Raw genomic sequence first — 25,049 nt, forward strand, 5'->3', positions numbered from 1 at the left:
CAAACTTGCTGTGGGATTAAATTTCTTATAGTTCTATCACATCCAGATCATCCGGCACAAACAGATTTCCATCATAATAAACTTTGCCTTCTTCCAGATACAACTCCTGTCTGTGTTCAATATTCTTATCTTCTGTATGATACAGAATCAGATTCTCCACATTCAGGTCTGATGCCATCTCACATGCATCTTTTACTGTGGAGTGATGCTTCTCATATGGCTTGAATTCATCCGCCTGTCCGAAGAGACAGAATGCCTCATGCAAGAGCCATGTACTGTTCTCAGCATATTTCTGCTCCAGTTCATTGTACGGCTCATCTCCGCAACAGGTCAGTTTCTCATCCTCATCTAACTGCATACAAAATCCAAACTGTTTTGCCTTTGTAGAATGAATATCGAAAAATGTTACTTTCTTTCCAATAATCTCACGTTCTTCTCCATCTTCTACTACGACCATGTGAAGACGATCATCTATATATTTCATCTCCTTCGCCGAAAGAACTTCACCTGCCATCTCTTTCAGAATACGGATTACTTCTTCGTGTCCGTAAATTGTAGCTTCTCCTTCGTATTTTCCTCTATTCATATTCTGAAGAATCATACGCATCATCCAGATAATTCCAAGAAGATGATCGATATGCTTATGTGTCACAAAAATATCTCTCATATTCATCCAGTTAATTCCCGCTGCTTTCAACTGATGAAGAATCGTATTTCCGCCACCACCGTCTACCATAAAATGACGGTCGTTATCACTGATCACAAAGCATGTGTTATAGCACTCCGTAACGGTTGCATTTCCTGTTCCAAGTATTGTAAGCTTCACTTTTTTCTCCTTTTTGTCTGACCTGACAGTTATTTTCCAAATCCAAATTCTTCATAATCTTCCGGCAGGAATCTATGGTAAATGATATGGCATCCTTCATCTTTAAAGCAATACCGGTAAGTATCCTCCGGATCATTTTCAAAGCAGATCATATAATCAAATTCATCGCTGTGCATCTCTTCGATCGTAATCTGATCCGAATGCTGACGAAACAGTTCAAAGATATCTTCCATCTTGCAGCCATGATGAGAGATCAACCCGATCAGATCTTTGATGAATTCATTCTCTTTCATATTATTGTGTACATATTCTGCACCTTCCTCCGGAATATGAAAACAGAACCGCTCCCCCTTATTTGTCACTTCAACACTTCCAAGCTTCCCTTCTTCATACTCAGAAAACCGGCTCAATTTTTCCTGCATTCCTGTCTCATCCACATCTAACTGAAAGAAATGATTCAGAGAACTCAGCGGATAATACAGACGAATCTTCTCCTTACGGTAGCCCAGCTTCGCCTGTTCTTCCTTTATTACATCTATAATATTTTTCTCAAGTCTTGCAAAATCCATGATTTTATAATCCTTTTCATCTGAAATATATTTGGCTTCAAACAGTTTCTATTCTTTTTCTTCCGGTCTTTTATTATAGAAGAACATCCATGCCGCCATTGTGAGAATGATCACATATCCAAGCACACTGTACTTGTCCGGAACCTGTCCAAAAAGAAAGTATCCGAGAATCGTAGAGAAAATAATCTGAGAATAATCATAGATTGATATCTCTTTCGCGGGTGCATGATAATATGCTGCAGTAATTCCAAATTGTCCTCCTGCTGCCGCAAGTCCGGCACCAAACAGTGCCAGAATCTGCGCTCCTGTCATTGGATGGAAATTAAATAACAGATACGGAAGTGTCACGAGGCAGGAAAACCCTGAGAAAAACAGAACAACAGAGCTTCCTTTCTGACCTCTCTGACCAAGAATTCTTACCATTGTATACGCAATGCCGGCACCGATTCCTCCGCACAGACCGATTACTGACGGAAAGAGTTCCATATTTGCAAAGGTTGGCTTAATGATAAACAAACTTCCGATAAATGCAACAAATATTGCAATTGCCTGCGCCGGTTTCAATTTCTCTTTCAACAGAAGAAACGAAAATAAAATAACAAAAAACGGAGACATTTTGTTCAGCATAGATGCATCAGAAAGTACCAGATGATCTACCGCATAAAAATTACAAAGGATTCCCAACGTACCAAATGTTGCACGCAAAACCATATAACCTAAGTTTCCCTTCTTGATTTCAAATCCGTCACCACTTCGCACGATCATTATAAGTGCAACAAAGAATGCAACCAGATTTCGGAAAAAGCTTTTCTGTATGGACGGCACATCCCCCGCAAGCCTGACACAGGCACCCATTAACGCAAATGAAAATGCCGACAATATAATAAAGCAAATTCCTTTATTTCTGGAACTCATAATTTCTAACCCCTTTTCTCTTATTACAAAACTACAATTTCAAACAAATTCCATCTCCTATTAGTATAATTTTCGTCTTACAAACTGTCAATCCAAAATATTGTAACTGTTCAGAGCCAAGCAAAATTTCAAAAAAAGTATAAAATGCTTGCATTTTTTAGATTGTTTTTGAAATTTTATTTGGCGGATACGCCAACCTCCGAAATGCGTAGTATTTTGGAGGTTGGCTCTGAACAGTTACAAGTTATCTACAGAACAATATCATCCATCTTCTCAAATCCATTCATAGAATATGATTCTATCATATTTCCGCTTACAAGATAGAATACGTCACCAATATACAGTCCTCTACTGCCTTCATATCCGCTCAGCTGTCTGCTCATGACTTCTTTGAATCCTTCTGCCTCGTCATACGTATACAACTGATAAGTCACTCCATCATGATAGGTAACAAACCCGAACAGATTCTTCTGAACATCTACAAATACACCTTTATAATTGTATCCTACATCTGTGCCATAGCTTTCTTCAATCGTATACTTATTTTCCTCTGTTACATTGGATGGATCTGTAACATTAAACATCGAAAGTTTCACACCTTCTGTTGTAAATCCATCTTCACTTACATCCATCCCGATGCCAAGCAGTTTTCCGTCTCCATATGGATGCAGATATTCGGAAAATCCAGGAATCTTAAGCTCTCCAAGAATCTTCGGATTCTCCGGGTCTGAAAGGTCTACCGAGAACAATGGATCCACCTGCCGATAAGTAACGAAATATCCTGTATCTCCCATAAATCTTGCGGAATAGATTGTTTCATCTTTTGCCAGATTGTGAATGGAGCCAATGATCTCCAGTTTGTCATTCAGCACATAAAGTGAATTTGTACCAGGTACCGCATCCTTTACATTTTCTGCCACAGCCTTCTCAGTCACCTTACTTGCATCTGATTTATCCGTTGTTCCATTCTTATCAGCCGTCTCATCTGCGGTCTCATTCAACGGCATAATATCATCATTCGAATAAATTTCATCAATTGTTGTAACTAATCTAAGGTTTCCTTCATACTCGTCAATGCTGAAAGAATCGTTCAGCATTCCCTTGATCTTCGTCTGCGCAACACCAGCAAGCTTTCCGTCTGTATAAGAAATCTTGCGGATCAGCGTTCTGCTCACATCTGAATCTTCATAATAATTACTTGTAATATAAATATTATTTTCGCTTACATAGCACACATCTGAATAACCAAAGACTGCCTTACTGTCTGTTTTTTCTGACGGATCATCTAATGAAAATGCTGTAATGATCGTATATTCATTTCCTTCTGCTTCCTGTGGCATATAAATATTTTCTGCTTCAATAGATTTTCCCTGCACTTCCGGAATATACCACAGATCTCTTGCTGTAACATTGTCTTCGTAAGGATGGAACTGACTAAGCACATAGACATATCCATCAACAATCCTGGATGTATTATATCCTCCGCTCTGTTCCATGTTACCGATCTCTTTCGGATTTGACGGGTCACTGATGTCATATACCTGGACATACGTATTGTTCTCATAATATCCATCATAAGCTTCTGAATCCTCTGAATTTCCGACTTGTCTTCCTAACGTACCGAACAGAACTAATTTATCATCCTGTACATAAATGTCTTCTACATAGCGTTCTGCATCCAGTTCGATCGAGGCCAGCTTTTCCATGGACCCATTGTCAATAGCTGTGATTGTCACAACACTCCGACACAGTGTATAAATGTTTTTTCCATCGGTTTTGACAATATCGGCTTCCCCCACGCCGTTCTCACGGACATTCGTATCCGAATAACCCCCCGTGTCACTAACATTACTGCTTTCTGCTGTTGCTGCATCTGCCGAAGACGCACTTTCATACAGTCCGATAGCCATACTGTTGTTATCCCGTGCCATCTGCTTATTATATTCTTTGATACATTTTTCAATTTCTTTATAATCTTTCGCTGTTATAAGTGTCTGGGTTGTCTCTTTCTGATCTGCTGCTGATGCGATAGTCGCTGCATCTAATGTTTTGTTGTTTCCTTTGTTGATCTGCTTGATTCCAACTGTCGCTCCAACTATCACACAGACACATGCCGCCGCTGCGATCGGAACGATACGTTTCCAGTTCTTTTTGTTCTTTTTCGTTTTTGATCCCTGCTGCTTTTCTTCCTGTCTTGCCTGAAGCATTTTCTGAATTGCCTCCGGCTCCAGTGAGTCCGGAAGGATCACATCATCTGCCATCTGTCTCAAATCTTGTTCTAAACGCTTTTCATTCTCAATCTTCTTATTGTTCTTTTCTCTATTTTCTTCCATCTTTTCCGCCTCCTTCTTCTATTTTTTTCAACTCCAGCTCTTATAGATCATCCTGCTTCCAACATCTTACGCATCTTCCCAAGTGCCCTGCTTTTCTTTGATCGAACCGTTGCTGCATTCATCTCAAGCATCTGCGCAATTTCCTCACTTCCATATCCAGCGAATACAGAATACGAAAGGATCATACGCTCTTCTTCCTCAAGCCTTGCGAATGCCTCCTTCACATCAAAATGTTGCTCATAGTCCGGTTCGTGTCCAGCCTCTGGTGTCTCTTCCTCTGACACATGATTTCCACGCTTTCCCAACATTTTTCTGCATTGATTTCCTAAAATTGTAAAGATCCAGCTTTTAAAACTACTCTCATTCTTGAGCTTCGCAATATTTTCAAATGCAGATATAACGGTCTCACTTACCGCGTCTTCTGCATCTTCTGTATGCTTCATCATATATAATGCGAATTTATACATTTCCTTGCAAACGCCGGCATATAACAGGGAAAATGCTTTCGTATCTCCATTCTTCGCCTTGCGAACCAATTCCTCTTTGAATTGTATTTCCCTTGAATTTTCTTTATCCTTCATTCGTTCCCTCCTCTCGAATCATCTTTTTCATTTGAAGATTCTTATAACCATTTTTATGAATCACCTGTATTGGTTCATGAAGTCTATGAATAGTTTCACATTATCTTTATTATAGGTTATATACACTAGAGTCTTCAAATAGAAAAACTGTTGCAGATGAAAACTAAGAATTCCTTAATATTTTCATATGCAAAACAATAAAAAGACAGCGAGATACCGGTATTTTGTGTGTAACGCACAAAGTGAATTGACTTTTTTTGTACGCAAGAATAAAATAAAAGCGTTGATTTTGCATTTTATTGACTGTATTCTGACCGGATGCTATGATTTGTGCGTAAAGAACAAATAGCAACCTAACGGTAATGACATTATTTCAAATCATTACTGTTAATAAGAAAAGAGGAATACGGTATGAAGGGTTCAAAATTATTTAAGAATGTAAGGCTAAAAGGTCAAAAAGAACTTGTTTCTATATTAGTTGAAGATGGAATTTTCAAAAAAATCGCAGCAGATATACCACAGGAAAAAACTGTGGGATGTGAAGAAGTAGATTTAAATGGACAACTGGTGGTTCCACCATATGTAGATCCACATTTGCATCTTGATTATGTATTTACAGCAAGCCTCGGTGAGGAAAACGGATCGGGAACTCTTTTTGAAGGAATCCAGCGTTGGAGTGAATCAAAAGGAAATATGACTGTTGCACAGATGAAGGAACGTATTTACAGTGGAATAAGAAAAGAAATGCTGCATGGTGTTCAGGCTATCCGAACACATATTGATGTGACAGATCCGACATTTACGGGTCTTAAAGCTGCACTTGAAGTAAGAGATGAAGTAAAAGATATTCTTGATCTGCAGATTGTTGCATTTCCTCAGGAAGGAATGTACGCATACAAGGGCGGTGACAAACTGGTAGAGGAAGGACTTAAGATGGGGGCTGACTGTGTTGGCGCGATACCTCATTTTGAACTGGCCCGAGAGTTCGGTGAAAAATCAATCCACAAGACAATCGAACTGGCTGTCAAATATAATAAGCTTATCGATGTACATTGTGATGAGACAGACGATACGCAGAGCCGCTTTTTGGAGTTGTTGAATGCATTGGCACTTATGGAAGGTATAGGCACAAGAACTACAGCCAGCCACACATGTTCCTTTGGTTCAGCAGATAATAGTTATGCATTCCGAATGATGAAGCTTTTCAAAAAATCAGGCATCAATTTCATCTCCTGTCCTACTGAGAATGTATATCTTGAAGGACGTCAGGATACCTATCCGAAGAGACGAGGAATCACAAGAGTAAAGGAGCTTTATGACAACGGGATCAATGTATGTTTTGCACAGGATTCCATGTCTGATCCATGGTATCCGCTTGGAAACGGAAATATGATGATGATTCTCGATCACGGAATCCATCTGGCACAGATGATGTCACCCGAAGAGATTACGAATGTTCTTGATCTTGTGACAACGAACGGAGCTGTGACCATGAATATTACAGATCACTACGGAATCGAGGAAAATAAGCCTGCAAACTTTATCGTGCTTGATGCAAAATCAGAATTTGAAGCAATATGTGAGAGAGCAGGAATCACTGCTTCTGTCAGACACGGTGAATTTTTGTTCAAAAAAATTCCTGCAAAGGTAACAGGAGCTATTGACCTGCTGAAATAAAAGGTGGGAAAACAATGTTTCAGTGCAAGGATCTTCTATCACTTACGACAATGTCACAGGCAAATGTAATAGCCGGATCAGGTGGCATGGAAAAGGGCATACGCTGGTCTTATAAGGCAGAGAATATTAATTTTGAGAAATGGGTACGTGGAAACGAACTTTTAATAGTAAGTGCTCCGGTAACACAGCGAAAAAATTTTGATCTGTATCAAACAATAAAAAAGGCAATTGAACTTAATATGTCGTGTGCTCTTTTATTGATGGGCGAGAATTATGTAACACAGATTAACCAAAAGGTAATAGATTTAGCAGAAAATAATGATTTTCCGCTTTTCACCATGCCTTGGAATGTGCCACTTTTAGACTTTTTTGAGGAACTGGGACACGCCATATCATATCTGGATGACAGAAAAGATATAGAGGACAGTCTGCTTGCAGAGATTATTTTTGGAAACTGTATCAATACATCCAGTATCGAGCAGAAATGCAGGCAAATGGGAAATGATCCAAAGATGTTAGAACAGGTTTTCGTGTTACATCTATGTAAAAAAAGTTCGGAAGAGACATGCAATGAATTAAATCAGGGAATTACAAATGACAAGATAAGAAACTATGCACAGACTCTAAAAGAATATTTTGCTGAATGTGATTATCCTGCAATCATTTCCTGCTATGGCGACAGGATCATAGGTTTTATGAAAGACTGTACAGATGATCGCAGGAAGATAATAGAAATTTTTGAACAGTTTGGTGAGTTTTTGCAAAATGACCTGAACGGAATTGAATACACTCTCAACATAGGTGAAAAATGTGAAAGCATATCCAAATTGCAAAAGAGCTTTCATGAGACATCTAAAATGAACTCTGTATTGGAGCATATTAACAGGAAAAATGAAATCATTTTCTATGATGAGATGGGATTTTACCGTATGCTGATGTCGTATGAGAACACTGCGCCAATGCAGCGATTTGCGGATGAAGTGCTTGATCCTATCATACAGTATGAGAAGAAAGCTCATACACAGTTGATGGAGACAATGTGGGCCTATTTCGAGTGTGACTGTAATCTGCAGAGAACAGCTGATAAACTGTTTTCACATAAGAACACTGTGAAATACAGATTACAGAGAGTAGAACAGCTTACAGGAAAGAGTTTTGCGAACAGGTTTCAGAGTCAGGAGCTGTATAATGCACTGATGATATATTATTTTCTTGATTGAGGGGATTTTCAGTGGAGAATCTCTTTCAGTGAATGATACACCCCCTACTCTCTTCTGCATAATCTGGAATACTTGCTCTATAAACAGACAGCGGAACACTTGTATCACTTATATCCAATATGTATATCTCGGTACCACCTCCATAATTTTCTACTGGTGGTTTATAACTCAGCCTATACAATATCTGGTCAACATATAATGAATTCTCTTCCTCAATTACGTCCCAGTACCCAATCCAGTCTTCTGGAACATCAATAGAAAAATACTTATTTTCATAATGCGTTTTAGCAGCCACATCTTTTTCATCATAAGCCAATAGCATCACTTCCCATTTTATTAGGTTCAGAATAATATTCTTCGCCTGTGTCCAGACATATAGCAGCAAGTCTTCCGCCCGGATAGGTAGCACCACAATCAATTGCTATATGATTGTTTTGCCGATAAATATATCCTGGATTTGGATTATTTCTAATTGCTTGTGTCGGCGTATGTCCTGTTATAACATATTTATCTGAAAAATACTGTATATTATAATCTGCTCTCGACCATATCAATTCATGAAGTGAATAATCGTCTATATCCTTTTCTGGAGAATAATTCCCCAAACCTCCATGAACTAGAAGATAGTTTTTGTCATTGACTGACACCTCTTCATATATCAGGAATTCCTTTATAAAATCAATCACATCCTTTTTAGACTCGAAATCCATCTGAGTGAACTCATCAACCGTTGATCTACTTCCGTTATATTGCCATGTCTCCAGATTATCCAGCATTTCATCGTCTAACTCTTCTATGGACTTATCTGTAATTTCTTTCATCAAAAATTCCAGACATTTCATCGCCATAAATTCATGGTTACCGACCAGGCATATTGCATTTGGCATTTCCATAAGCTTTCTTATTGTCTTAATAGGATGCGGACCCCTATCAAGCACATCTCCCAAAATGTATAAAGTATCCGTATCTTTTAGATCACTCTTATCGAGTAATTCTATAAACATGTTGTACTGTCCATGAATATCCGAAATAACATATGTAGCCATAAAACTGTCTCCCTTCTAGCATCTAATTCATTGTGGATAGGACAATAATTCTGTCAATGTTCGCGGTTCATAATTCATCCAGGGTTTCATGCATCCTACATTTATTGCTTTAACTTCTGTTTTATACACATGCTGACAATCGCTTTCCACCATTTTCATCAAACAGCTTTGATAATAAGTATCCTCATTACTGTCATGCGTATGACCATATAATAAAATGAATCCTTTTCCCATCCTTTTCCAACTAAAAATTGGATAATGGCTTAAAACGAGATTATAATTCTTTCCATTAGCTGAATCATGAACTTCTTTATAATCACAAACTTCTGCAAAAAGCTGATGATATCTATAATCCGACACATCATCATGATTTCCTTTCACAAGTATTTTTTGTCCCTTCAATGTAGAAATATAAGCAATCAAATCTTCATTTTTACCTCTATAACTTATGTCTCCAAGAATAAATACCCTGTCTCCATTTGTTATTTTACTATTCCATCGTTTCTTGATCGTCTCATGCATTTCATCCAGACTGTCAAATGGTCTTTCATCAAACTTAATCGAATTTTCATGAAACAAATGTAAATCACTGATATAATAATTCATTACGCATCGCTCTCCATATCATAATTCTTCCTTAAAGGCTTGTACTTTTCACCTGTGATCTAATCTGATCGATCGTAAGATTCTCTATATTATCCTCTACATAAAAGCACAATTTTCCATCAATCATCTCAGCCCATGGCACTTCTTCTCCAAGAAATATATTTAATGGAATTTTATATATTTCAGGTTCTTCCGGATATTCCAGAGCCATACACCTTCCATCTTCGTTTATAAGTTTATCATAAGCCTCTATCACTAGTTTCTCATCTGTATAAATCCCCATAATACTAAGTTCTCCATAGGGCTATATTATTCCTATCAAATATACATAATTTCCATTATTTCGCCCTACATAATCTCATCATACTCTTCAAACATAATCCGGACTCCACCTTCTTCACATTCCACATGATAATGTCCTGCATACCACTCTGTTGTAGTTTCATATTCATAGCAAAAATCTTCAATACGATCAAAGCTCCGATGTGTATCACCTGTAATATAAAAATGCACCTATCCTTCCTCCCTCTCAATTTTCACAATTTCATCCATCCATTCCTCTGTCGGCAGATTTATTTTCTACTTGACTTTTTACTTTGTCATCTAGTTGTTCGTCCGGAAACCATGGAAGACCTGTTATAAGTCGGTATTCTTTATCCTGGCTATATGCCCCACCTATTGCAATCGCCTTTTTCCCATCAAAATCATAAATTTCTCCGTCTTTTGCAAATAATATATTCGGATATTCCGGCTCATAATATACCTCTCCTCCACGCCTGATTTGTGTTCTGTAAGTTTGTATATGATAAGGTCTTTCCTCATGATTTCCATGAATACACAGGAAATAATTTGGAAAATCCGCAAGTTTTTTTTGTTTTCCCGATCTTTGTCAGCTCCAAAATAGTTTAATCCGACATCCCCCAATAAAATGATCACATCCTCTTTTCCAAGTTTTTTATTAAATCTCGCCAACCAGATTAACTTATCAAAATGTGCATGACAATCTCCTGTTATGTAATAACCCATTTCCTACCACCTTACATATATCATTCATCTTCTGTTCTATGCTTAAAATTGTAAACCGCCTTCAAAATCTCAATTATATTTATCTGTAATTTCCATTCTCATTTATAGCGTTTTGAATATATAGATTCATTTCGTTTCTTATTTGTTCCATCTGTTTTCCAGTATCTGGATTTGTATACGGAATCCTTCCTATAATTTTATCCACATAATGGTTATCTCTTATACTTTCATATGTCGCTTTAAAATTTATATCATAAAAATATGCAAGATAAGATATCCAATAATCCATCTTTGTCTTTCTTGTCTCTAATAGAACTGATTTATGATTTTTGAATTGCCGCATAACTTCTGGCGTAATTTCTGACATTCCTACCTGTTCTGCAGTAACTCCCATGAGAATATCAATTGCTGTTTCGAGCTTCACTCTGCAATTGTCAAGTTTATCTGCATCACGTATGATTTGAGCATGCATCAATTCTCGCTCATTCGTAATTCCTTTTAAGCAGTAATCACTATGATGTCCTATTGCTGTTTTTATAATTTCATCCCACTTATTTTCTTCGACAAAACGCCGAATCAGTCTCTCCTCAAATAAAATTCTCACACCGAATGCTGCATGATCCATCGTTCCCGGTTCAAAACTGTTGTAACATTTCAATTGTTCAAATCTTCCAATATCATGTAACAATCCAATAATCTGAGCGAGCTCACAATCTTCTGCGGACAGTTTCATATCTTCTGTAATTTTTTTACTGCATTCCATCACTCCATAAGTATGCACAATCTTCAACTTTATCTTTTCATTTTTTTGGTCATAATCATTCAAATAGTTTTCAAAAGCTTTCTTCGCATATTGTAAATCAATCATTTCGTTTTCCCACCTTATTTTCAAGATTTTTCAACATAATATTCCCGTCCTGTATCTAGACAAACTGCATTTACAGAATCATCCAATCCATTATGAAAGTTACCCTCTGGCTCGATTTCAGCTCCAGGCGTAGATTTCATATTCGCACTCTCCCAGCCAGTCAATCATATGAATCAGTGCTGCATTCGACTTCGGAGCCATTTTCACCTGACTGTTTTTTATATAAAAAGGTTGTTCTAAAGCACATTTGCACCAAAAGGCATAAAAGACAAACGTGCCATTTTAAAGAATTGTTTTCCAAACGGGATTCCTACAATCGTGATACACCACATACATCCTAAGACAATATTTCCAAGAGCCATTCCCCATCCAAAGAAAACAATCCAAATTAAATTCACAAGAAATGAGAAGGTTCCATTCCCATATACAACCTCTTTTCCAAAAGGCCAAAATGCTAAGGATGCAAATTTGAAACATTGCAAACCTATAGGAATTCCAACAATTGTGACACACCATATACATCCTGCAATGATCCATGCAAGACCTCCGATTATCCCGCCACAAAGAAACCAAAGTATATTTCCTAATAATTTCATCTAATCCACTCCCCTGTTACTCCACAATTACGGTAGCCTTAACACATATATTCCACTGATTTTCCATATAAAATCTGTCTTGATAAACTTTAATCACCCCTGGTACAGCGACTTCTTCAACGGGTTCTTTCCCAAACCGTCTGCGTGCAATCACGTCTATGATTACATCGTCTTCTTTCGCCAACCTTTTAAGTTCATTTAAATACACTTGATATAGCTCTGAATCTATAACGCAGCATCTCACTATATATTGTTTTACTATTTTCCTAAAGACCCTGCCAACATCAAGTTCCTTCATTTCGCCTTTGATCTTGATATATTCTGCTTTTTTACCAAACTATTGAATAGCTGTAGAATTAGTATATCATAAGCAACGACATATAGTGCATCTTATTATGTAAATCGCAAATCCAACCCAGCAAATAGTTCTCCAAGCGTACTGCTCAAGCGCTCTGACGGTTTATCCGGCATTTCGTAACTTACCAATTGATACTCTGGATTCAATTCCAATTTTTCTATTAGATATCCTATATTAACAGCATCATCCAATCCGTCATGGAAGTTACCTTCCGGTTCAATCTCAACTCGTCCCAGAGCTTCTTCCAGCTTAGGAGCATTTTTAACCTGGCTGTTCTTTATACCTGTCAGATTCTCTATAAAATAATCAATCACACCATGTTCTGGATGAACACATTTTTCGTTATCTCCATCTCCTTCTTTTCATTTTTGAGGCTCTTTTTACAAACCTTACATATTGTTCCTACTGGTGTTACCAACTCAACTTTTGCATAAGCGCTCTTTCCGATCTTGTCATATAAACGACCAGCACTCATACGCCGAACAATATAATTACTTATAGATCATGCAATATACCAAGTAAACAATTCCCGCCACTACTAATCCTGGTAAAAACATTTCGTTTTCTCCCTTCGGACTAATCATTCATGTACTCATAGTAATCAGATTCACTGGCAAATAAAATATATCTGCCTTCTACCAATCCCATGTATCCATCACTTGTATTAAATCCCTTCATTGCCAGTTCCTCCATTCCTCAAAATCTGTTCATTTATTTTATTTGATAGGTATAGTCTAAATCTGGAACTGTGCAATAAAAATCCCTGTTTATTCTATAAAAGGACAGATCCTATTATCCAAACCTGTCCTTTTGCTCTCTTATTTTGTTTATACATGTCCGTTCATAGCAACGGATTTACAAACTGTGGCATTTGATAATCCTCATAAGGATCATCTTTTCCTAAAAATATATTGCTTTGCTCCAACATATCATTAATCAACTTCTTTTCAACTGATAAAACATCTAAATCAGGAAATTGATACAATAGATACGCACTGAATTCGCGGATAAAATCACAATAGTCTTTTGTGAATTGAATCGTGTCTTTCGTTCTCTCTCCTGCATATGATCCGGAAAACCTTCGCAAAGTATAAACTCTCCAATGCTGTAATTCCACAAATCATTTACCATATATGTATTATCCATAACTTGCTCTCTGTATCCACTTTCCACCGAAATTCTGTTATATAAATTTTGAAGCCTACGGATTTTTGAAGCTAATGTTACCTCTAAATGATTCTGCATAGCTACTCTTTCATTATCTAACTGGGTTTCTCGTTCCTCTTTTTCCTCTTCATCCTTCTTCTTTTTAAACATTTGAAATGCCATGAAAGCTTTGAACATATTTGTCATAATGCACCACTCTATATTCCGTACTGCTCTTAATCATCATAATGACTCCAACTTCCAAACATTCCCGGGCTGCTATGCCCTACCTTTTTCCCATGTGAATCATAATGATTTACAGATCCAAACCAGCTTCTGCTACTGTAACCTTTCTTTTCCATAGAAATTCTCCTTTCAACTTCTTAAATGAACTTTGTACTATTAATAGTTTCTAACACTTTCCTTTTGATATTTCAATTCTAATAGAGATGCAGACTATTTATTCTATAATCAAAAGAGACCGTACTTGGGTTGATATTGATGTTTTATCAACTAATCACAATCTTCATTGTACACTTTAACCAATTTCCCATCTCTTATTTATCTTTTTTGACGTTTTTATTAATTTTCCCTTGACACACCACTAAATCCATTATATATTACATCATAGAAATTGACTTGTATAAGTTCATGATAGGATGAGCGTGTCTACCAACTGCCGTAACAGTTGACTACAAGTTTTTGGGAAACCAAAAATTTGCAGTCAGTTGTCACGGCAGTTTTTTATTTGTCATAAATATCCTGTCATCCATTTATCAATTCCCATATTTTCGCCGGCGGTTAGAATTGAACTTCTTATACATTTCGCGAGATTTCTGTCATTATTTCAACAGTTATATCTTTGTTATTAACAAAGAATAAAACAAATACAGGAGGTTGTAATATGAGCAGCTTATTAATTAAAAATGCGGATGCAATTGTTACCTGTGACAGCCAGGACGCTGTTTTAGAACATGCCAATCTTTTGATGCAAGACGGCATCATTACATACATCGGAATAGAACCGCAGACCGCAGACGAAGTCATTGACGGAACGGGATGTCTCGTTTATCCAGGACTAATCAATACTCACCACCATCTTTACCAGACGTTCAGCCGAAATCTTCCGCAAGTTCAGAACATGGAATTGTTCGACTGGCTTACAACATTGTACGAGATTTGGAAAAATCTGAATCAGGATACGATTTACCACAGCTCCTTAACAGGAATGGGTGAACTATTAAAATCCGGATGTACAACTTGTTTTGACCATCACTATGTATTTCCGGGCGGTAATTCCGATGCGCTTCTGGACGCACAGTTTTCTGCTGCAAGAGAGCTCGGGGTTCGTATGTACGCTTCCCGCGGAAGCATGGATCTGAGCAAGAAAGACGGTGGGCTTCCGCCTGACAGTGTGGTACAGAACGTGGATAAGATCTTGAAAGATTCTCAGAAATCCGTAGAGAAATACCACAATCCTGCTCCAAATTCCATGGAAATGGTTGCTCTAGCTCCATGCTCTCCGTTCAGTGCAAGCGAAGAACTGTATCGTCAGTCAGCAATCCTTGCGAGAGATTTGGGCGTACGCCTCCACACACATTTATGCGAAACAATTGATGAAGAGAATTATGTTCTTGAGAAATACGGCAAACGACCGCTTGCCTATATGGAAGACATGAACTGGGTTGGAAATGATGTCTGGTATGCACATGGAATTCATTTTAATGATGAGGAACTGAATCTTCTGGCACAGACCGGAACCGGCGTAGCTCACTGCCCAATTTCCAACATGAAACTTTCTTCCGGTATCTGTCGGATACCGGATATGTTAAAACTAGGTGTACCGGTTGGTCTTGCAGTAGACGGAAGTGCAAGCAATGACGGTTCTAACCTGTTAGAGGAACTTCGTGTAGCGTTCCTGTTGCACAGACTGAACTCAAGCAAGCTTGCTCCGAGTGGATATGATCTTCTGAAGATTGCCACAAACGGCAGCGCTAAAATCCTCGGCAGAAACGATATCGGTTCTCTCTCAATCGGCAAAGCTGGAGACTTATTCATGATTCGGAGAAATCGTCTTGAGCTTGTAGGGGCCGACCTGGATGTAAAATCCATGCTCGGCACAGTCGGCTTCAAGGGCACTGTTGATTATACGATTGTCAATGGAAAAATCGTAGTAAAAGAAGGTCATCTAACAGGAATTGACGAAGAAAAGGCTATATACAACTGTCGTCAAGAAGTCAACAAATATTTGAATCATTAAACTCTCCATCCAGATGCAGTGGCACAGCTTCCATCCGTATTGAAGTTCGTATTCAGTGATGCAGTAACTGGAATCTGTATCGTAGCGATTATCGCCAACTTACTCTTCCCAATGAAAGATGCTGCTGATATTGCAAAAGCAAAAGAAGCTATGATGGGTTAAATCTATTTCCCTTTATTTACCTATGGGTGCCGTAATGCGGCACCCATAAATTATCTGTATATCCACCGTTGCTCTCCACAAGGCTCTTGCTTGATCTAGTTTTCCTTGATCCTCGTTTTCCGGACATATTTTATATATAATTCTCATATTCATTTCAGGGTTCATATTGCCTCCCTGACATTAACCTTTTATCTGCTTAGCTGTGTCTATCAACTTAACCAAATTTTCCTTCAACTCATTTTCTGAAGTATCTGATCCCCAACTGATTCGAACAGAGCACTCAATTTCTTCCTCTGGAATTTCCATTGCTTTTAATACATAGCTTGGTGAATAGTTTTTAGATGTACACGCGGAGCCATTTGATATACTACAAAGTTATTGGTTTTTTATGATAAGTCATTTTCATCAAACACTCCGGTAAAACTCCAGTTCTCACCCTGATCTTCTGATGTGAACACAAGACCTTCCATCTCGCCACTTTGGCTCATCACATGGATCGTGTAATTCTCTCCATCCTGCTGTGGCATTTCCAGATACTGATAATCTTCAAGCGTGAGGCCATATTCCTGCATATGCGGCGGATATTCCGTCACAGTATCCATTGGAAGCTCTATCTCCTTCAGCATCTTTCCACCGTCTTTTGTAACATAAATAGATGAATGTGTCTGTGATGCCCCACTTAGACCGATGAATCCAAACTGTTCGTTGAAGAATTGTATCCCTTCTCCTACTCCGCCATTTCCGTCGAATGGATCTTCATTTACTGTTGTCCAGTTATATCCACCATCTGACGTAGTTTCCAGTTTGTAATAACGTGTTCCAAGAGCCGCATCAACAACTGAAAGTTTCCAGCCTTTCTGTTCGTTTAAGAAGAATCGGACAACACCGCTTCCGTCCGTATCAACCGTCCAGGTATTATTCTCTTTTCCCTGTTCTTTTGCCTGCGAATCTTTCTCCGCCTGCTCATTCTGGCTAATCGTATCAAGACTGATATATTCCGGTTCCATCATGTAACGCACCGGGGTTACAGATTCATCCTGCGGAAGATACAGAGACACTTCATATCCAAGTGCTTCCCCACCGCGATCCAGAGCTGTGAAATCGGTCATGCCGCTGACTTCTCCGTCACCATCCACATCTCCCGGAAGATAAACGAGACCTTCCGAAGAATCGAAGGAGCGTTTTCCATAATACAGAATCTCATATTCCGGTAGATTATCTGCAAATGCATAATTCAGATTCCATTGTGTCACCTGCATCTTACAATCTGATTTTTCCAGAATGGTAAACATCGGATCTAATTTCTTATCGTCATCATAATCTGCATTTGCGTAACCTGCGATCTGCACAACAATCTTATCACTTTTATCGATATCATAATCAATCAGATAGGTCTTATCTTTTCCCTTTTCATTCTGTCCGTAGAGATAGGCCGACACGCGGGTTATCGTTCCGTCTTTATCAAAAGACACCTCGAAACTGTCTGTAATATACAACTCCTCCGGAAGTTTCAGTTTCTTATTGATATCTTTTATCAGTCCTTCTGCGCCATCACGAAAGAAGTTGTTATGTTCATACTCTATTTTCTTTGTCTTAAACAGGCTGTCTACCTTCCAGGACAATGCGCCATTATAAGGAATCGCTGTATATACGATATAAGAAATACATCCAACTGTAACTGCAAGCAAAATCAGAAGCTCTGTACCAAACACTGTTTTCCTAAATGCACCTTTCATTTTAAAAGGGTTTTCCTTTTCCGCGATCAGGCAGCCGATCCAGATACAAAGACTGAGTACCAGAAGGATACCTAAAGCCAAAAATGCAAACTTCAGCTGTCTGATGCTTCCGTACTTGCAAAGTACACAGGTCACGAGCAAAAACAAAATGTAATAGAGAACACTAAGCTTGCCAAATATAAATTTCAGTTTTTTCATTCAATCACATCCTAATAATACTTCCAGGTCTACTATTTTTAAGTATTCTACTCAAAAAAATTTTATATCGCTCATTTATTTTTACACTTTTTCTTGACCAAAATGTAAAAGCTTCATGATTTTTTCTATATTCTCCTTTGTCCAGGCCGTAATCTCGAGCACTGCATCCGGTATCTCCTGGTCTCCGGAATCCGGATTATGCATCCAGATACATGGCATCTTAGCCGCCTTAGCAGCCTTTCCTCCATTCGTTGAATCTTCGATTACAATACACTCCTCTACCGGTACGCCCAGCTGTTTCGCTGCAAAGAGAAATGTATCCGGTGCCGGCTTTGGATTCTTCACTTCATCTCCACTTGTCACGACATCGAAATATTTCATCAGATCCAGCGTTTCCAGCGTCTCTGTGATTACAGGTTTTGGAGAAGAAGAGGCCACGGCCAGGCGATACCCCGCATCTTTCAGACAGCAAAGCATCTGCCCAACTCCCGGCATCTCAGGAAATCCGTCTCTTGCAATAATTTCATCCTTCTTTTCTTTCATAATCTGATTCATAACTTCAAGATTTTCAAATGTGATTCCATAATTTTCTTTGATCAGATTCATGAAATGGAGTCTTGTAGATCCGATGCATGGCTTATATACCTCATAATCCAAATCAATTCCATATCGTTCTTTAAAAATTTCTACCCAACATTGATAATGAAGCGGTTCTGTATTGATCAAAACCCCATCCATATCAAAAATCACTGCTTTTATCATTCTTATATCCCAACTTTCTATAAAAGATCAATGTTAATGTGGTCGCTACGATCCAACCAAATGGCCATGCCATCCAGATCCCGGTACTTCCAAAACTTTTTGTCAAAATCAATGCAAATCCGATTCTCAAAATAAGATCCGGAACTGTTGCAACCACAAAATAAACCATCGCTCCGGAGCCTCGGATAATTCCATCTGTCATCAGCTTAATTACAATCATAAAATACCACGGCGATACTATTTTCAAAAATGCCATTCCTGCGCTGATAGCCTCTACACTCTCCGCACCTAAGAATAGCCCCATCATCTGACGACTGAAAATGAAATACAGAATAACAAACGGTAATGCCGTAAGCTCTGACAATTTCACTCCGGTACGGAATCCCAATGGAATTCGTTCTTTCTTTCCCGCGCCGATATTCTGTGCCGTATAACTGGATAGACAGGAACCAAGTGTCATAAAGATATTAATGGCAAATGTATTCAGCTTGATCGCTCCCGAATATCCCGCAACAACTGCTGAACCGAATTGATTTACAATTCCCTGCACGAAAAGATTTCCTACACTCAATACGCTCTGCTGAAGAATGCTTGGAATTGCAATCGCCATGATCTGTGCAAATAATTTCTTATCAAACCACGGCTGCTTTTCTTTCCCGGCAAATTTCTGCAATCTTCCGAGAAGTGTTACTAATGCAGAGCACAGCTGACACACCTTGCGCGATAAATGTTGCCCAGGCAACACCGCTCACACCCCACTGGAATTTTGCTACGAAGATGTAATCAAGAATAATATTTCCAGCTGAGGATCCTAGCAGAAAATATAACGGTGTCTTAGAATCCCCGAGTGCTGTAAATACTCCGGTACACACATTATAAAGCATCAGGAAGATAATTCCGAAAATGTAAATTTTCAAATATAAAACTCCATCTGCCATAATATTCTGTGGTGTGCGGATCCATCTCATCATCTGATGATTAAAGAAATACCCGAATAATGTCAGTATGATTCCCAGCACCATAGAACTAAGAAATGCTGTTGTAACCGCACGCTTCACACCGCCCCGGTCTTCCGCTCCGAACAGTCTTGATACGACTACGGATGCCCCCAGATTCATTCCCACGGCAAATGCCATGAAAATAATTGTGATCGGATAAGATGCGCCGACTGCTGCCAACGCATTTTCTCCTGCAAATCTTCCTGCAATCATACTATCTGCGATATTGTAAATCTGCTGGAACATCACGCTGAACAACATTGGCAGAAGGAACCGCCATAATGTCTTATTCGGATGTTCTTTCGTTAAATCTGTAACCATACTTTCCCCTCTCTCATTACAAACTCTACAATCCAATAATTCTATAAATTTCTTTCATATCCAGACTAGCACGAACGATATCTGCAAGCTTATCATACTGTTCTTCCTTATAAGACTTCCAGTCTACTGCCTGTACCGTCTCCGGATCATAGCCTTTCTCTTTCAATAAAGCGGAGAGAAACCCACCTGACATTTCCGGTGAATCAAAGATTCCATGCACATAACAGCCATAGACATTTTCCTTCTGTGAACCATCCGGATGTCCTTGTTGTAGCGTATCAGAATCATTTTCTAATGTTATAAGCCCGGATGCGTGCTCATCAAGAATCGTCTCTCCCATATGGATCTCGTATCCTTCGAAAGGAAGTCCCTCCATCTCTTTCAGGATTCCTTTCATCTCGCCAAATGTTCCATGTACTCTGGTTCTGTGTTTTTCCGGGCGGAACACGGTCTTTGTATCCAAAAGTCCCATTCCCTGTACAGTTCCTCCATACTCTTCTCCTGTTGGATCTGAGATTTCCATTCCAAGCATCTGATACCCGCCGCAGATTCCAAAGACCGGTTTGTTCTGTGCGCTGTGTTTCAGAATTCTTGCTTCTAATCCATTCTGACGCATCCACAGAAGATCGCTGATCGTATTCTTTGTTCCCGGAAGGATCACCGCATCCGGATTTCCAAACTCAGCCGGAGATGAAACATAACGCACGCTCACCTCTTCCAATGCTTCTAAAGGTGCTAAGTCAGTAAAATTAGAGATCCTTGGGAATCGGATCACTGCCAGATCAATCAGTCCCGGTTTTTCTTTTTTCTGAAATCGTTCCGTCAGACTGTCTTCCTCATCCAGATCTAAATAAAAATACGGAACTACTCCCGTTACAGGGATATCCGTCTTATCTTCCAACATTCGAAGTCCCGGCTCCAAAATGGATACATCTCCACGGAATTTATTAATGATCGTTCCTTTGATCCGCGCTTTTTCATCCTCTTCAAGAAGCATTACAGTTCCGGCGATCTGGGCAAATACTCCACCACGATCAATGTCTCCGACAAGAAGAACCGGTGCGTCTGCAAGCTTTGCCATTCCCATATTTACAATATCATCTTTTTTCAGGTTAATTTCTGCGGGACTTCCGGCCCCTTCAATTACAATGATATCATACTTTTTTTCTAACTCATGATATGCATCCATAATTGCCGGAATATATTCCTTCTTATGACGGTAATACTCTCTTGCAGCCATCACTCCGATTGGTTTACCATTAATAATCACCTGAGAGCCTGTATCATTCGTCGGCTTAAGTAAAATTGGATTCATTATTGCTTCCGGTTCAATCCCTGCAGCTTCTGCTTGCATCACCTGGGCTCTTCCCATCTCCAGTCCTTCTTTTGTGATAAAAGAATTGAGTGCCATATTTTGGGATTTGAAAGGTGCAACTTTGTATCCATCCTGTTTCAGGACACGGCAAAGACCTGCTGCCAGTGCGCTCTTTCCGACATTCGACATCGTTCCCTGTATCATAATTGATTTCGCCATATTTTTCGCCTCCTTCACTGCTTTGACAGGATTGTTTCAAGTGCCCGTAAAAGAACATCATTTTCCTCTTTTGTCCGCACTGCAATCCGATACCAGCCTTTCTTCAACCCTCTATAGTTCTCACAATTTCGAATCAAAACCCCCTGCTCTAACAATCGTTCAAACAATGAGCTTTCACTATATAATAAGAAGAAATTTGCCTTTGTTGGAATAAATCTAATCCCAAACTCACGCATTTTCTTTTCCATGCGCATTTTTTCTTCCACGATTTTGTTTCGTATTTTCTGAACTCTCTGTTCTTCTCTCTCTGTCAGTGCTTCTATCCCTGCTGCCTGCGCCGGAACCGACACACTCCACGGCTGACGGATCTGCTGCATGCTCTCTCGCAACTTTGCATCTGATGTCATCGCATATCCAAGTCTTAATCCCGGGATTCCATACATCTTTGTAAATGCCTGTACGAGAAAAAGGCTCGGATGATCCGTCACCTTTTTCACCATGGTATATTTCTGCGTTTCTTCCAGAAATTCGATAAAACACTCGTCTAAAACAAGACGAATCTTCTTTTCTTCACATCGCGTAAGGATCTGTTTCATCAACTCCGGTTCGATCACCTGGCCTGACGGATTCGATGGGGAGCATAAAAATACAAGATCAATATCCTCTGTCAGTTCTTCCAAAAAGCTTTCTGTCAATGCAAAGTTATTCTCTCTTTTCAACTCATGATAAATGATTTCGCAGTCTACCGTCCGAAGTGCCTGTTCATATTCTGCGAAAGCCGGAATTGGAAGCAATGCTTTCTTTGGTTTTTCTGCAAGAACAATAGAAAAGAATAGCTCCGCTGCTCCATTTCCGAAAAGGAAATATTCTTCCGGCAGACTTTTTTTCTCTGCCAGTCTCTTTCTGAGCCGTCTGCATTGACTGTCCGGATAAAGACTCACTTCATCCATCGATCTTTTTGCCGCTTCAAGAACTTCTTCTGACGGACCGTAAGGATTTACATTAACTGAAAAATCCAGCACATCTCCATATGTATAAATGTCTCCTCCGTGTACATATTCCATGAATCTTACTCCTACTTCTCTATGTGTTTCGTTTTTAACCTTAAAGTACTGCCTCCAGCTCCTCGCGATTCTCTTCCATCCATTTGATTGGCTTTGGATGTTTAATCTCCGGATCCAAAAGCTTTTCCATCCAGACCATATTATACCAGCGGTCAAATTTGTATCCGCAATGATAGAATTCTCCCACCATACGGTATCCAAGATGTGCATGGAACTGTGCGCTGTTCTTTGTCAGATATTCATCTTCAACCTCTGGATATCCAATGCATGCATATAGATTGCAAATGTTCTGAGCGTGCAGTACTTTCTCCAGTGCCTCATACAGCTTTTTACCAACTCCGGTTTTCTGCCGGTCTTTTCTTATATAAATTGTTGTTTCCACTGCCCAGTCATATGCTGCACGACCTTTGAATGCCCCTGCACAGCTATATCCAAGAATCTCGCCATTCTGTTCTGCGACCAGATACGGGTACTTTTTCATCGTCTGACGCATTCGATCTTTGAATTCTTCCAGTGACGGAACTTCATATTCAAATGTAATCACTGTATCCGTTACATACGGTGTATAGAGCGCCAGAAGTTCTTCTGCATCTTCCATTTTTGCAAATCGAATCAAAAAATCCATAACAATAAACCTCCAAAGACAACCATCATCAGTATCGTTGTCATATACATTAATTTCCCGGCACGAAGAATATCCTCCGGTTCAATCTTACGGATTGCATCGCCGATATAATCCTTTTTATAGACTTTCCCGAAATAAACCGCATCCCCGGCTAACTGTACATCAAGCGCTCCGGCGCATACCGCCTCTGACTGGGCGGAATTCGGACTTGCATGTTTTCTCTTATCCCGTAAGTAAATCTTCCATGCATTCTTTCCATCCATTCCTGTCAAAAATGCTGCAACAATCATAAACCACGCTGTCAACCTCGCCGGAATGTAATTAAACACATCATCCATCTTTGCTGGTATTCTTCCGAAATACAGATATTTTTCATTTTTGTATCCAAGCATAGAATCCATCGTATTCACTGCTTTGTATAAGAATCCAAGCGGTGCGCCGCCGATCAGAAGAAATAAAAGCGGAGCCGTCACGCCGTCGGAAGTATTCTCCGCCACTGTCTCTACCGCAGCTTTCGTCACACCTTCTGCTGTAAGGTTCTCTGTGTCTCTTCCGACAATCATGGATACAGCTCTTCTTGCACCAGGCAAGTCGTCTTCTTTTAATTTCTGATAAACCTTCCTACTTTCTCCTACAAGACACCGCGCCGCAAATATCTGGTAACACCAGAAGGTTTCCAAAAGAAACCGTACTGCCGGATGAACCTTTCCTGCAGCAAATAAGAGTACCGCTGGTACAAGAAAGGATAACAAAACTGTCAGAATCCATAAAATCCCTCCTGCCAGAACTTCTCTTTTATTTTTCTTCTTTTGTTCTGATGCAGGAATCCGACTGCACAACAACTTCCGCAATCCTTTTTCCAACACACTGATCAGGTTTCCGATCACGCGTATCGGATGGTACATCCAGACCGGATCTCCGAAAATGCAATCTAACAGAAATCCTGTAATGCATGCCAAGATTGTCATCTTCCCATTCATTCTATCGCGCCTCCCAGTTTTTGAATTTCATAAAATCTGTGAACGCCGGACTTCCACTCTTCTTCGTCAACAAGCATTCTATATCCTCTGCCATTTTCCACCTGCCAGTGATAAAAATCTTTTTGGTCTTCCGCCAGTTGTTCCAGCACCGCCATAATCGTTCCTCCATGAACGACAAAGGCTGCACTTTCTACATTTTCTTCACATAATCTATCAACCTGACAGAGCATGCCTCTCACACAACGTAAACGGAATTCCTTCTGCTCCTCCCCTTCCGGAAATGCAATCGTTCCACCGGAATCCAGCCATGCCTGATATTCTGCTCTGTCTTTCAGCTCTTCATATGTCTTTCCTTCAAAAATACCAAAATCACATTCTTTCAGCAACGATTCCTGTTGTATCTGCACCTCTGGATAAATCAACTCTGCCGTTTGAATACATCTCTTCATTGGACTGACAATCACTTGCTGTACCTGTGGATAGCTATCTATTTTATATTTCTGTTTAAAGTTCAGTACTTCCTGTTCTGACAGTTCTTCATCTGTACTTCCGATATATTGTCTCTTTTCATTGCCCGGTGTCTTCAAATGCCGGATCAAAATAAGCTCCATAAATCACTCCAAAAAAATCTATTTTATTTCA

At 39.3% G+C, this 25,049-nt stretch carries 28 protein-coding genes, 1 pseudogene and 1 riboswitch; of the genes and pseudogenes, 4 read left to right on the forward strand and 25 right to left on the reverse strand.

What is annotated here, in order from left to right; all coding sequences use genetic code 11:
- Window positions 1-25 precede the first annotated feature (25 nt).
- The 5 genes from ACZ47Z_RS09760 to ACZ47Z_RS09780 all read right to left on the reverse strand — a co-directional run bounded on the left by ACZ47Z_RS09760 (window position 26) and on the right by ACZ47Z_RS09780 (window position 5,224).
- Window positions 26-826: an MBL fold metallo-hydrolase gene (locus ACZ47Z_RS09760; RefSeq protein WP_054753549.1), complete on the reverse strand. Its 801-nt coding sequence runs from the start codon at window positions 824-826 to the stop codon at window positions 26-28.
- Between the two features lie 29 nt (window positions 827-855).
- The gene (locus tag ACZ47Z_RS09765) at window positions 856-1,395 is read right to left on the reverse strand and encodes a DUF3877 family protein (protein WP_015527865.1); all 540 of its coding nucleotides are present in this window, start codon (window positions 1,393-1,395) and stop codon (window positions 856-858) included.
- 48 nt (window positions 1,396-1,443) lie between these two features.
- Window positions 1,444-2,310, reverse strand: coding sequence for a DMT family transporter (locus ACZ47Z_RS09770; protein ID WP_464525530.1), 867 nt, complete (start codon window positions 2,308-2,310; stop codon window positions 1,444-1,446).
- Between the two features lie 248 nt (window positions 2,311-2,558).
- Entirely contained in the window at window positions 2,559-4,643 is a 2,085-nt protein-coding gene (locus ACZ47Z_RS09775; RefSeq protein ID WP_464525531.1) for a beta-propeller domain-containing protein, read from the reverse strand.
- Between the two features lie 47 nt (window positions 4,644-4,690).
- Window positions 4,691-5,224 carry an RNA polymerase sigma factor gene (locus ACZ47Z_RS09780; protein ID WP_054753541.1) on the reverse strand — a complete coding sequence of 178 codons (534 nt, stop codon included), beginning with the start codon at window positions 5,222-5,224 and terminating at the stop codon, window positions 4,691-4,693.
- Between the two features lie 411 nt (window positions 5,225-5,635).
- Between ACZ47Z_RS09780 and codA the strand changes: the two genes are divergently transcribed.
- Together codA and ACZ47Z_RS09790 are read left to right on the forward strand one after the other, a co-directional pair.
- Window positions 5,636-6,901, forward strand: a complete 1,266-nt coding sequence (codA, locus tag ACZ47Z_RS09785; RefSeq protein WP_054753539.1) for a cytosine deaminase — start codon at window positions 5,636-5,638, stop codon at window positions 6,899-6,901.
- 14 nt (window positions 6,902-6,915) lie between these two features.
- The gene (locus ACZ47Z_RS09790; protein WP_054753537.1) at window positions 6,916-8,121 is read left to right on the forward strand and encodes a PucR family transcriptional regulator; all 1,206 of its coding nucleotides are present in this window, start codon (window positions 6,916-6,918) and stop codon (window positions 8,119-8,121) included.
- 25 nt (window positions 8,122-8,146) lie between these two features.
- Here ACZ47Z_RS09790 and ACZ47Z_RS09795 read toward each other — a convergent pair whose 3' ends face one another.
- From ACZ47Z_RS09795 to ACZ47Z_RS09850, 12 genes are all read right to left on the reverse strand, one after another.
- Window positions 8,147-8,437 carry a hypothetical protein gene (locus tag ACZ47Z_RS09795; RefSeq protein WP_226865593.1) on the reverse strand — a complete coding sequence of 97 codons (291 nt, stop codon included), beginning with the start codon at window positions 8,435-8,437 and terminating at the stop codon, window positions 8,147-8,149.
- Window positions 8,427-9,167: a metallophosphoesterase family protein gene (locus tag ACZ47Z_RS09800; RefSeq protein WP_464525532.1), complete on the reverse strand. Its 741-nt coding sequence runs from the start codon at window positions 9,165-9,167 to the stop codon at window positions 8,427-8,429. The genes ACZ47Z_RS09795 and ACZ47Z_RS09800 overlap by 11 nt, the downstream gene beginning before the upstream one ends.
- Before the next feature lie 27 nt (window positions 9,168-9,194).
- Window positions 9,195-9,773 carry a metallophosphoesterase gene (locus ACZ47Z_RS09805; RefSeq protein WP_054753533.1) on the reverse strand — a complete coding sequence of 193 codons (579 nt, stop codon included), beginning with the start codon at window positions 9,771-9,773 and terminating at the stop codon, window positions 9,195-9,197.
- Window positions 9,774-9,804: 31 nt separating this feature from the next.
- Complete coding sequence (locus tag ACZ47Z_RS09810) at window positions 9,805-10,056, reverse strand: hypothetical protein (protein WP_054753531.1); 252 nt, start codon at window positions 10,054-10,056, stop codon at window positions 9,805-9,807.
- A gap of 65 nt (window positions 10,057-10,121) precedes the next feature.
- Window positions 10,122-10,286: a hypothetical protein gene (locus ACZ47Z_RS09815; protein ID WP_155512112.1), complete on the reverse strand. Its 165-nt coding sequence runs from the start codon at window positions 10,284-10,286 to the stop codon at window positions 10,122-10,124.
- Between the two features lie 162 nt (window positions 10,287-10,448).
- Window positions 10,449-10,799, reverse strand: a complete 351-nt coding sequence (locus ACZ47Z_RS09820) for a hypothetical protein (protein WP_464525533.1) — start codon at window positions 10,797-10,799, stop codon at window positions 10,449-10,451.
- Window positions 10,800-10,878: 79 nt separating this feature from the next.
- A complete protein-coding gene (locus ACZ47Z_RS09825) occupies window positions 10,879-11,667 on the reverse strand; it encodes an HD domain-containing protein (RefSeq protein ID WP_172675365.1) in 789 nt (262 codons plus the stop codon).
- 236 nt (window positions 11,668-11,903) lie between these two features.
- Complete coding sequence (locus tag ACZ47Z_RS09830) at window positions 11,904-12,263, reverse strand: YccF domain-containing protein (protein WP_054753526.1); 360 nt, start codon at window positions 12,261-12,263, stop codon at window positions 11,904-11,906.
- A gap of 16 nt (window positions 12,264-12,279) precedes the next feature.
- The gene (locus ACZ47Z_RS09835; protein ID WP_054753524.1) at window positions 12,280-12,561 is read right to left on the reverse strand and encodes a hypothetical protein; all 282 of its coding nucleotides are present in this window, start codon (window positions 12,559-12,561) and stop codon (window positions 12,280-12,282) included.
- Between the two features lie 95 nt (window positions 12,562-12,656).
- Window positions 12,657-12,935 (reverse strand): 3'-5' exonuclease family protein, encoded by a 279-nt coding sequence (locus ACZ47Z_RS09840; RefSeq protein WP_054753522.1) that lies wholly within the window; start codon window positions 12,933-12,935, stop codon window positions 12,657-12,659.
- A gap of 527 nt (window positions 12,936-13,462) precedes the next feature.
- Window positions 13,463-13,738: a hypothetical protein gene (locus ACZ47Z_RS09845; RefSeq protein ID WP_157050536.1), complete on the reverse strand. Its 276-nt coding sequence runs from the start codon at window positions 13,736-13,738 to the stop codon at window positions 13,463-13,465.
- Between the two features lie 265 nt (window positions 13,739-14,003).
- Window positions 14,004-14,129, reverse strand: coding sequence for a hypothetical protein (locus ACZ47Z_RS09850; protein ID WP_441911811.1), 126 nt, complete (start codon window positions 14,127-14,129; stop codon window positions 14,004-14,006).
- 257 nt (window positions 14,130-14,386) lie between these two features.
- A riboswitch (purine riboswitch) is annotated at window positions 14,387-14,482 on the forward strand.
- Between the two features lie 189 nt (window positions 14,483-14,671).
- On the opposite strand from ACZ47Z_RS09850, the gene ACZ47Z_RS09855 reads away from it, so the two are divergent.
- Both ACZ47Z_RS09855 and ACZ47Z_RS09860 read left to right on the forward strand, forming a co-directional pair.
- Window positions 14,672-16,027 carry an 8-oxoguanine deaminase gene (locus ACZ47Z_RS09855; protein WP_226865584.1) on the forward strand — a complete coding sequence of 452 codons (1,356 nt, stop codon included), beginning with the start codon at window positions 14,672-14,674 and terminating at the stop codon, window positions 16,025-16,027.
- An 18-nt stretch (window positions 16,028-16,045) separates the two neighbouring features.
- On the forward strand, window positions 16,046-16,189 hold the full coding sequence (locus ACZ47Z_RS09860) for a hypothetical protein (RefSeq protein ID WP_226865582.1): 144 nt from the start codon (window positions 16,046-16,048) through the stop codon (window positions 16,187-16,189).
- 386 nt (window positions 16,190-16,575) lie between these two features.
- On the opposite strand, the gene ACZ47Z_RS09865 is transcribed toward ACZ47Z_RS09860, so the two are convergent.
- The 8 genes and pseudogenes from ACZ47Z_RS09865 to ACZ47Z_RS09900 all read right to left on the reverse strand — a co-directional run bounded on the left by ACZ47Z_RS09865 (window position 16,576) and on the right by ACZ47Z_RS09900 (window position 25,018).
- Entirely contained in the window at window positions 16,576-18,123 is a 1,548-nt protein-coding gene (locus ACZ47Z_RS09865; protein WP_464525534.1) for a WD40/YVTN/BNR-like repeat-containing protein, read from the reverse strand.
- An 81-nt stretch (window positions 18,124-18,204) separates the two neighbouring features.
- The gene (locus tag ACZ47Z_RS09870; protein WP_020437156.1) at window positions 18,205-18,885 is read right to left on the reverse strand and encodes an HAD family hydrolase; all 681 of its coding nucleotides are present in this window, start codon (window positions 18,883-18,885) and stop codon (window positions 18,205-18,207) included.
- A pseudogene (locus ACZ47Z_RS09875) lies at window positions 18,863-20,204 on the reverse strand (MATE family efflux transporter). The gene ACZ47Z_RS09870 and the pseudogene ACZ47Z_RS09875 overlap by 23 nt, the downstream one beginning before the upstream one ends.
- A 25-nt stretch (window positions 20,205-20,229) precedes the next feature.
- Entirely contained in the window at window positions 20,230-21,738 is a 1,509-nt protein-coding gene (locus tag ACZ47Z_RS09880) for a cobyric acid synthase (RefSeq protein ID WP_418528809.1), read from the reverse strand.
- Window positions 21,739-21,752: 14 nt separating this feature from the next.
- Window positions 21,753-22,802, reverse strand: a complete 1,050-nt coding sequence (locus tag ACZ47Z_RS09885; protein WP_464525535.1) for a pyridoxal phosphate-dependent aminotransferase — start codon at window positions 22,800-22,802, stop codon at window positions 21,753-21,755.
- 40 nt (window positions 22,803-22,842) lie between these two features.
- Window positions 22,843-23,427 carry an N-acetyltransferase family protein gene (locus ACZ47Z_RS09890; RefSeq protein WP_464525536.1) on the reverse strand — a complete coding sequence of 195 codons (585 nt, stop codon included), beginning with the start codon at window positions 23,425-23,427 and terminating at the stop codon, window positions 22,843-22,845.
- Window positions 23,415-24,407 carry an adenosylcobinamide-phosphate synthase CbiB gene (cbiB, locus tag ACZ47Z_RS09895; protein WP_464525537.1) on the reverse strand — a complete coding sequence of 331 codons (993 nt, stop codon included), beginning with the start codon at window positions 24,405-24,407 and terminating at the stop codon, window positions 23,415-23,417. Before cbiB ends, ACZ47Z_RS09890 begins: the two co-directional genes overlap by 13 nt.
- Window positions 24,404-25,018 (reverse strand): histidine phosphatase family protein, encoded by a 615-nt coding sequence (locus tag ACZ47Z_RS09900; RefSeq protein WP_464525538.1) that lies wholly within the window; start codon window positions 25,016-25,018, stop codon window positions 24,404-24,406. The genes cbiB and ACZ47Z_RS09900 overlap by 4 nt, the downstream gene beginning before the upstream one ends.
- Window positions 25,019-25,049: the final 31 nt, after the last annotated feature.

This window comes from Mediterraneibacter faecis, from assembly GCF_055383675.1.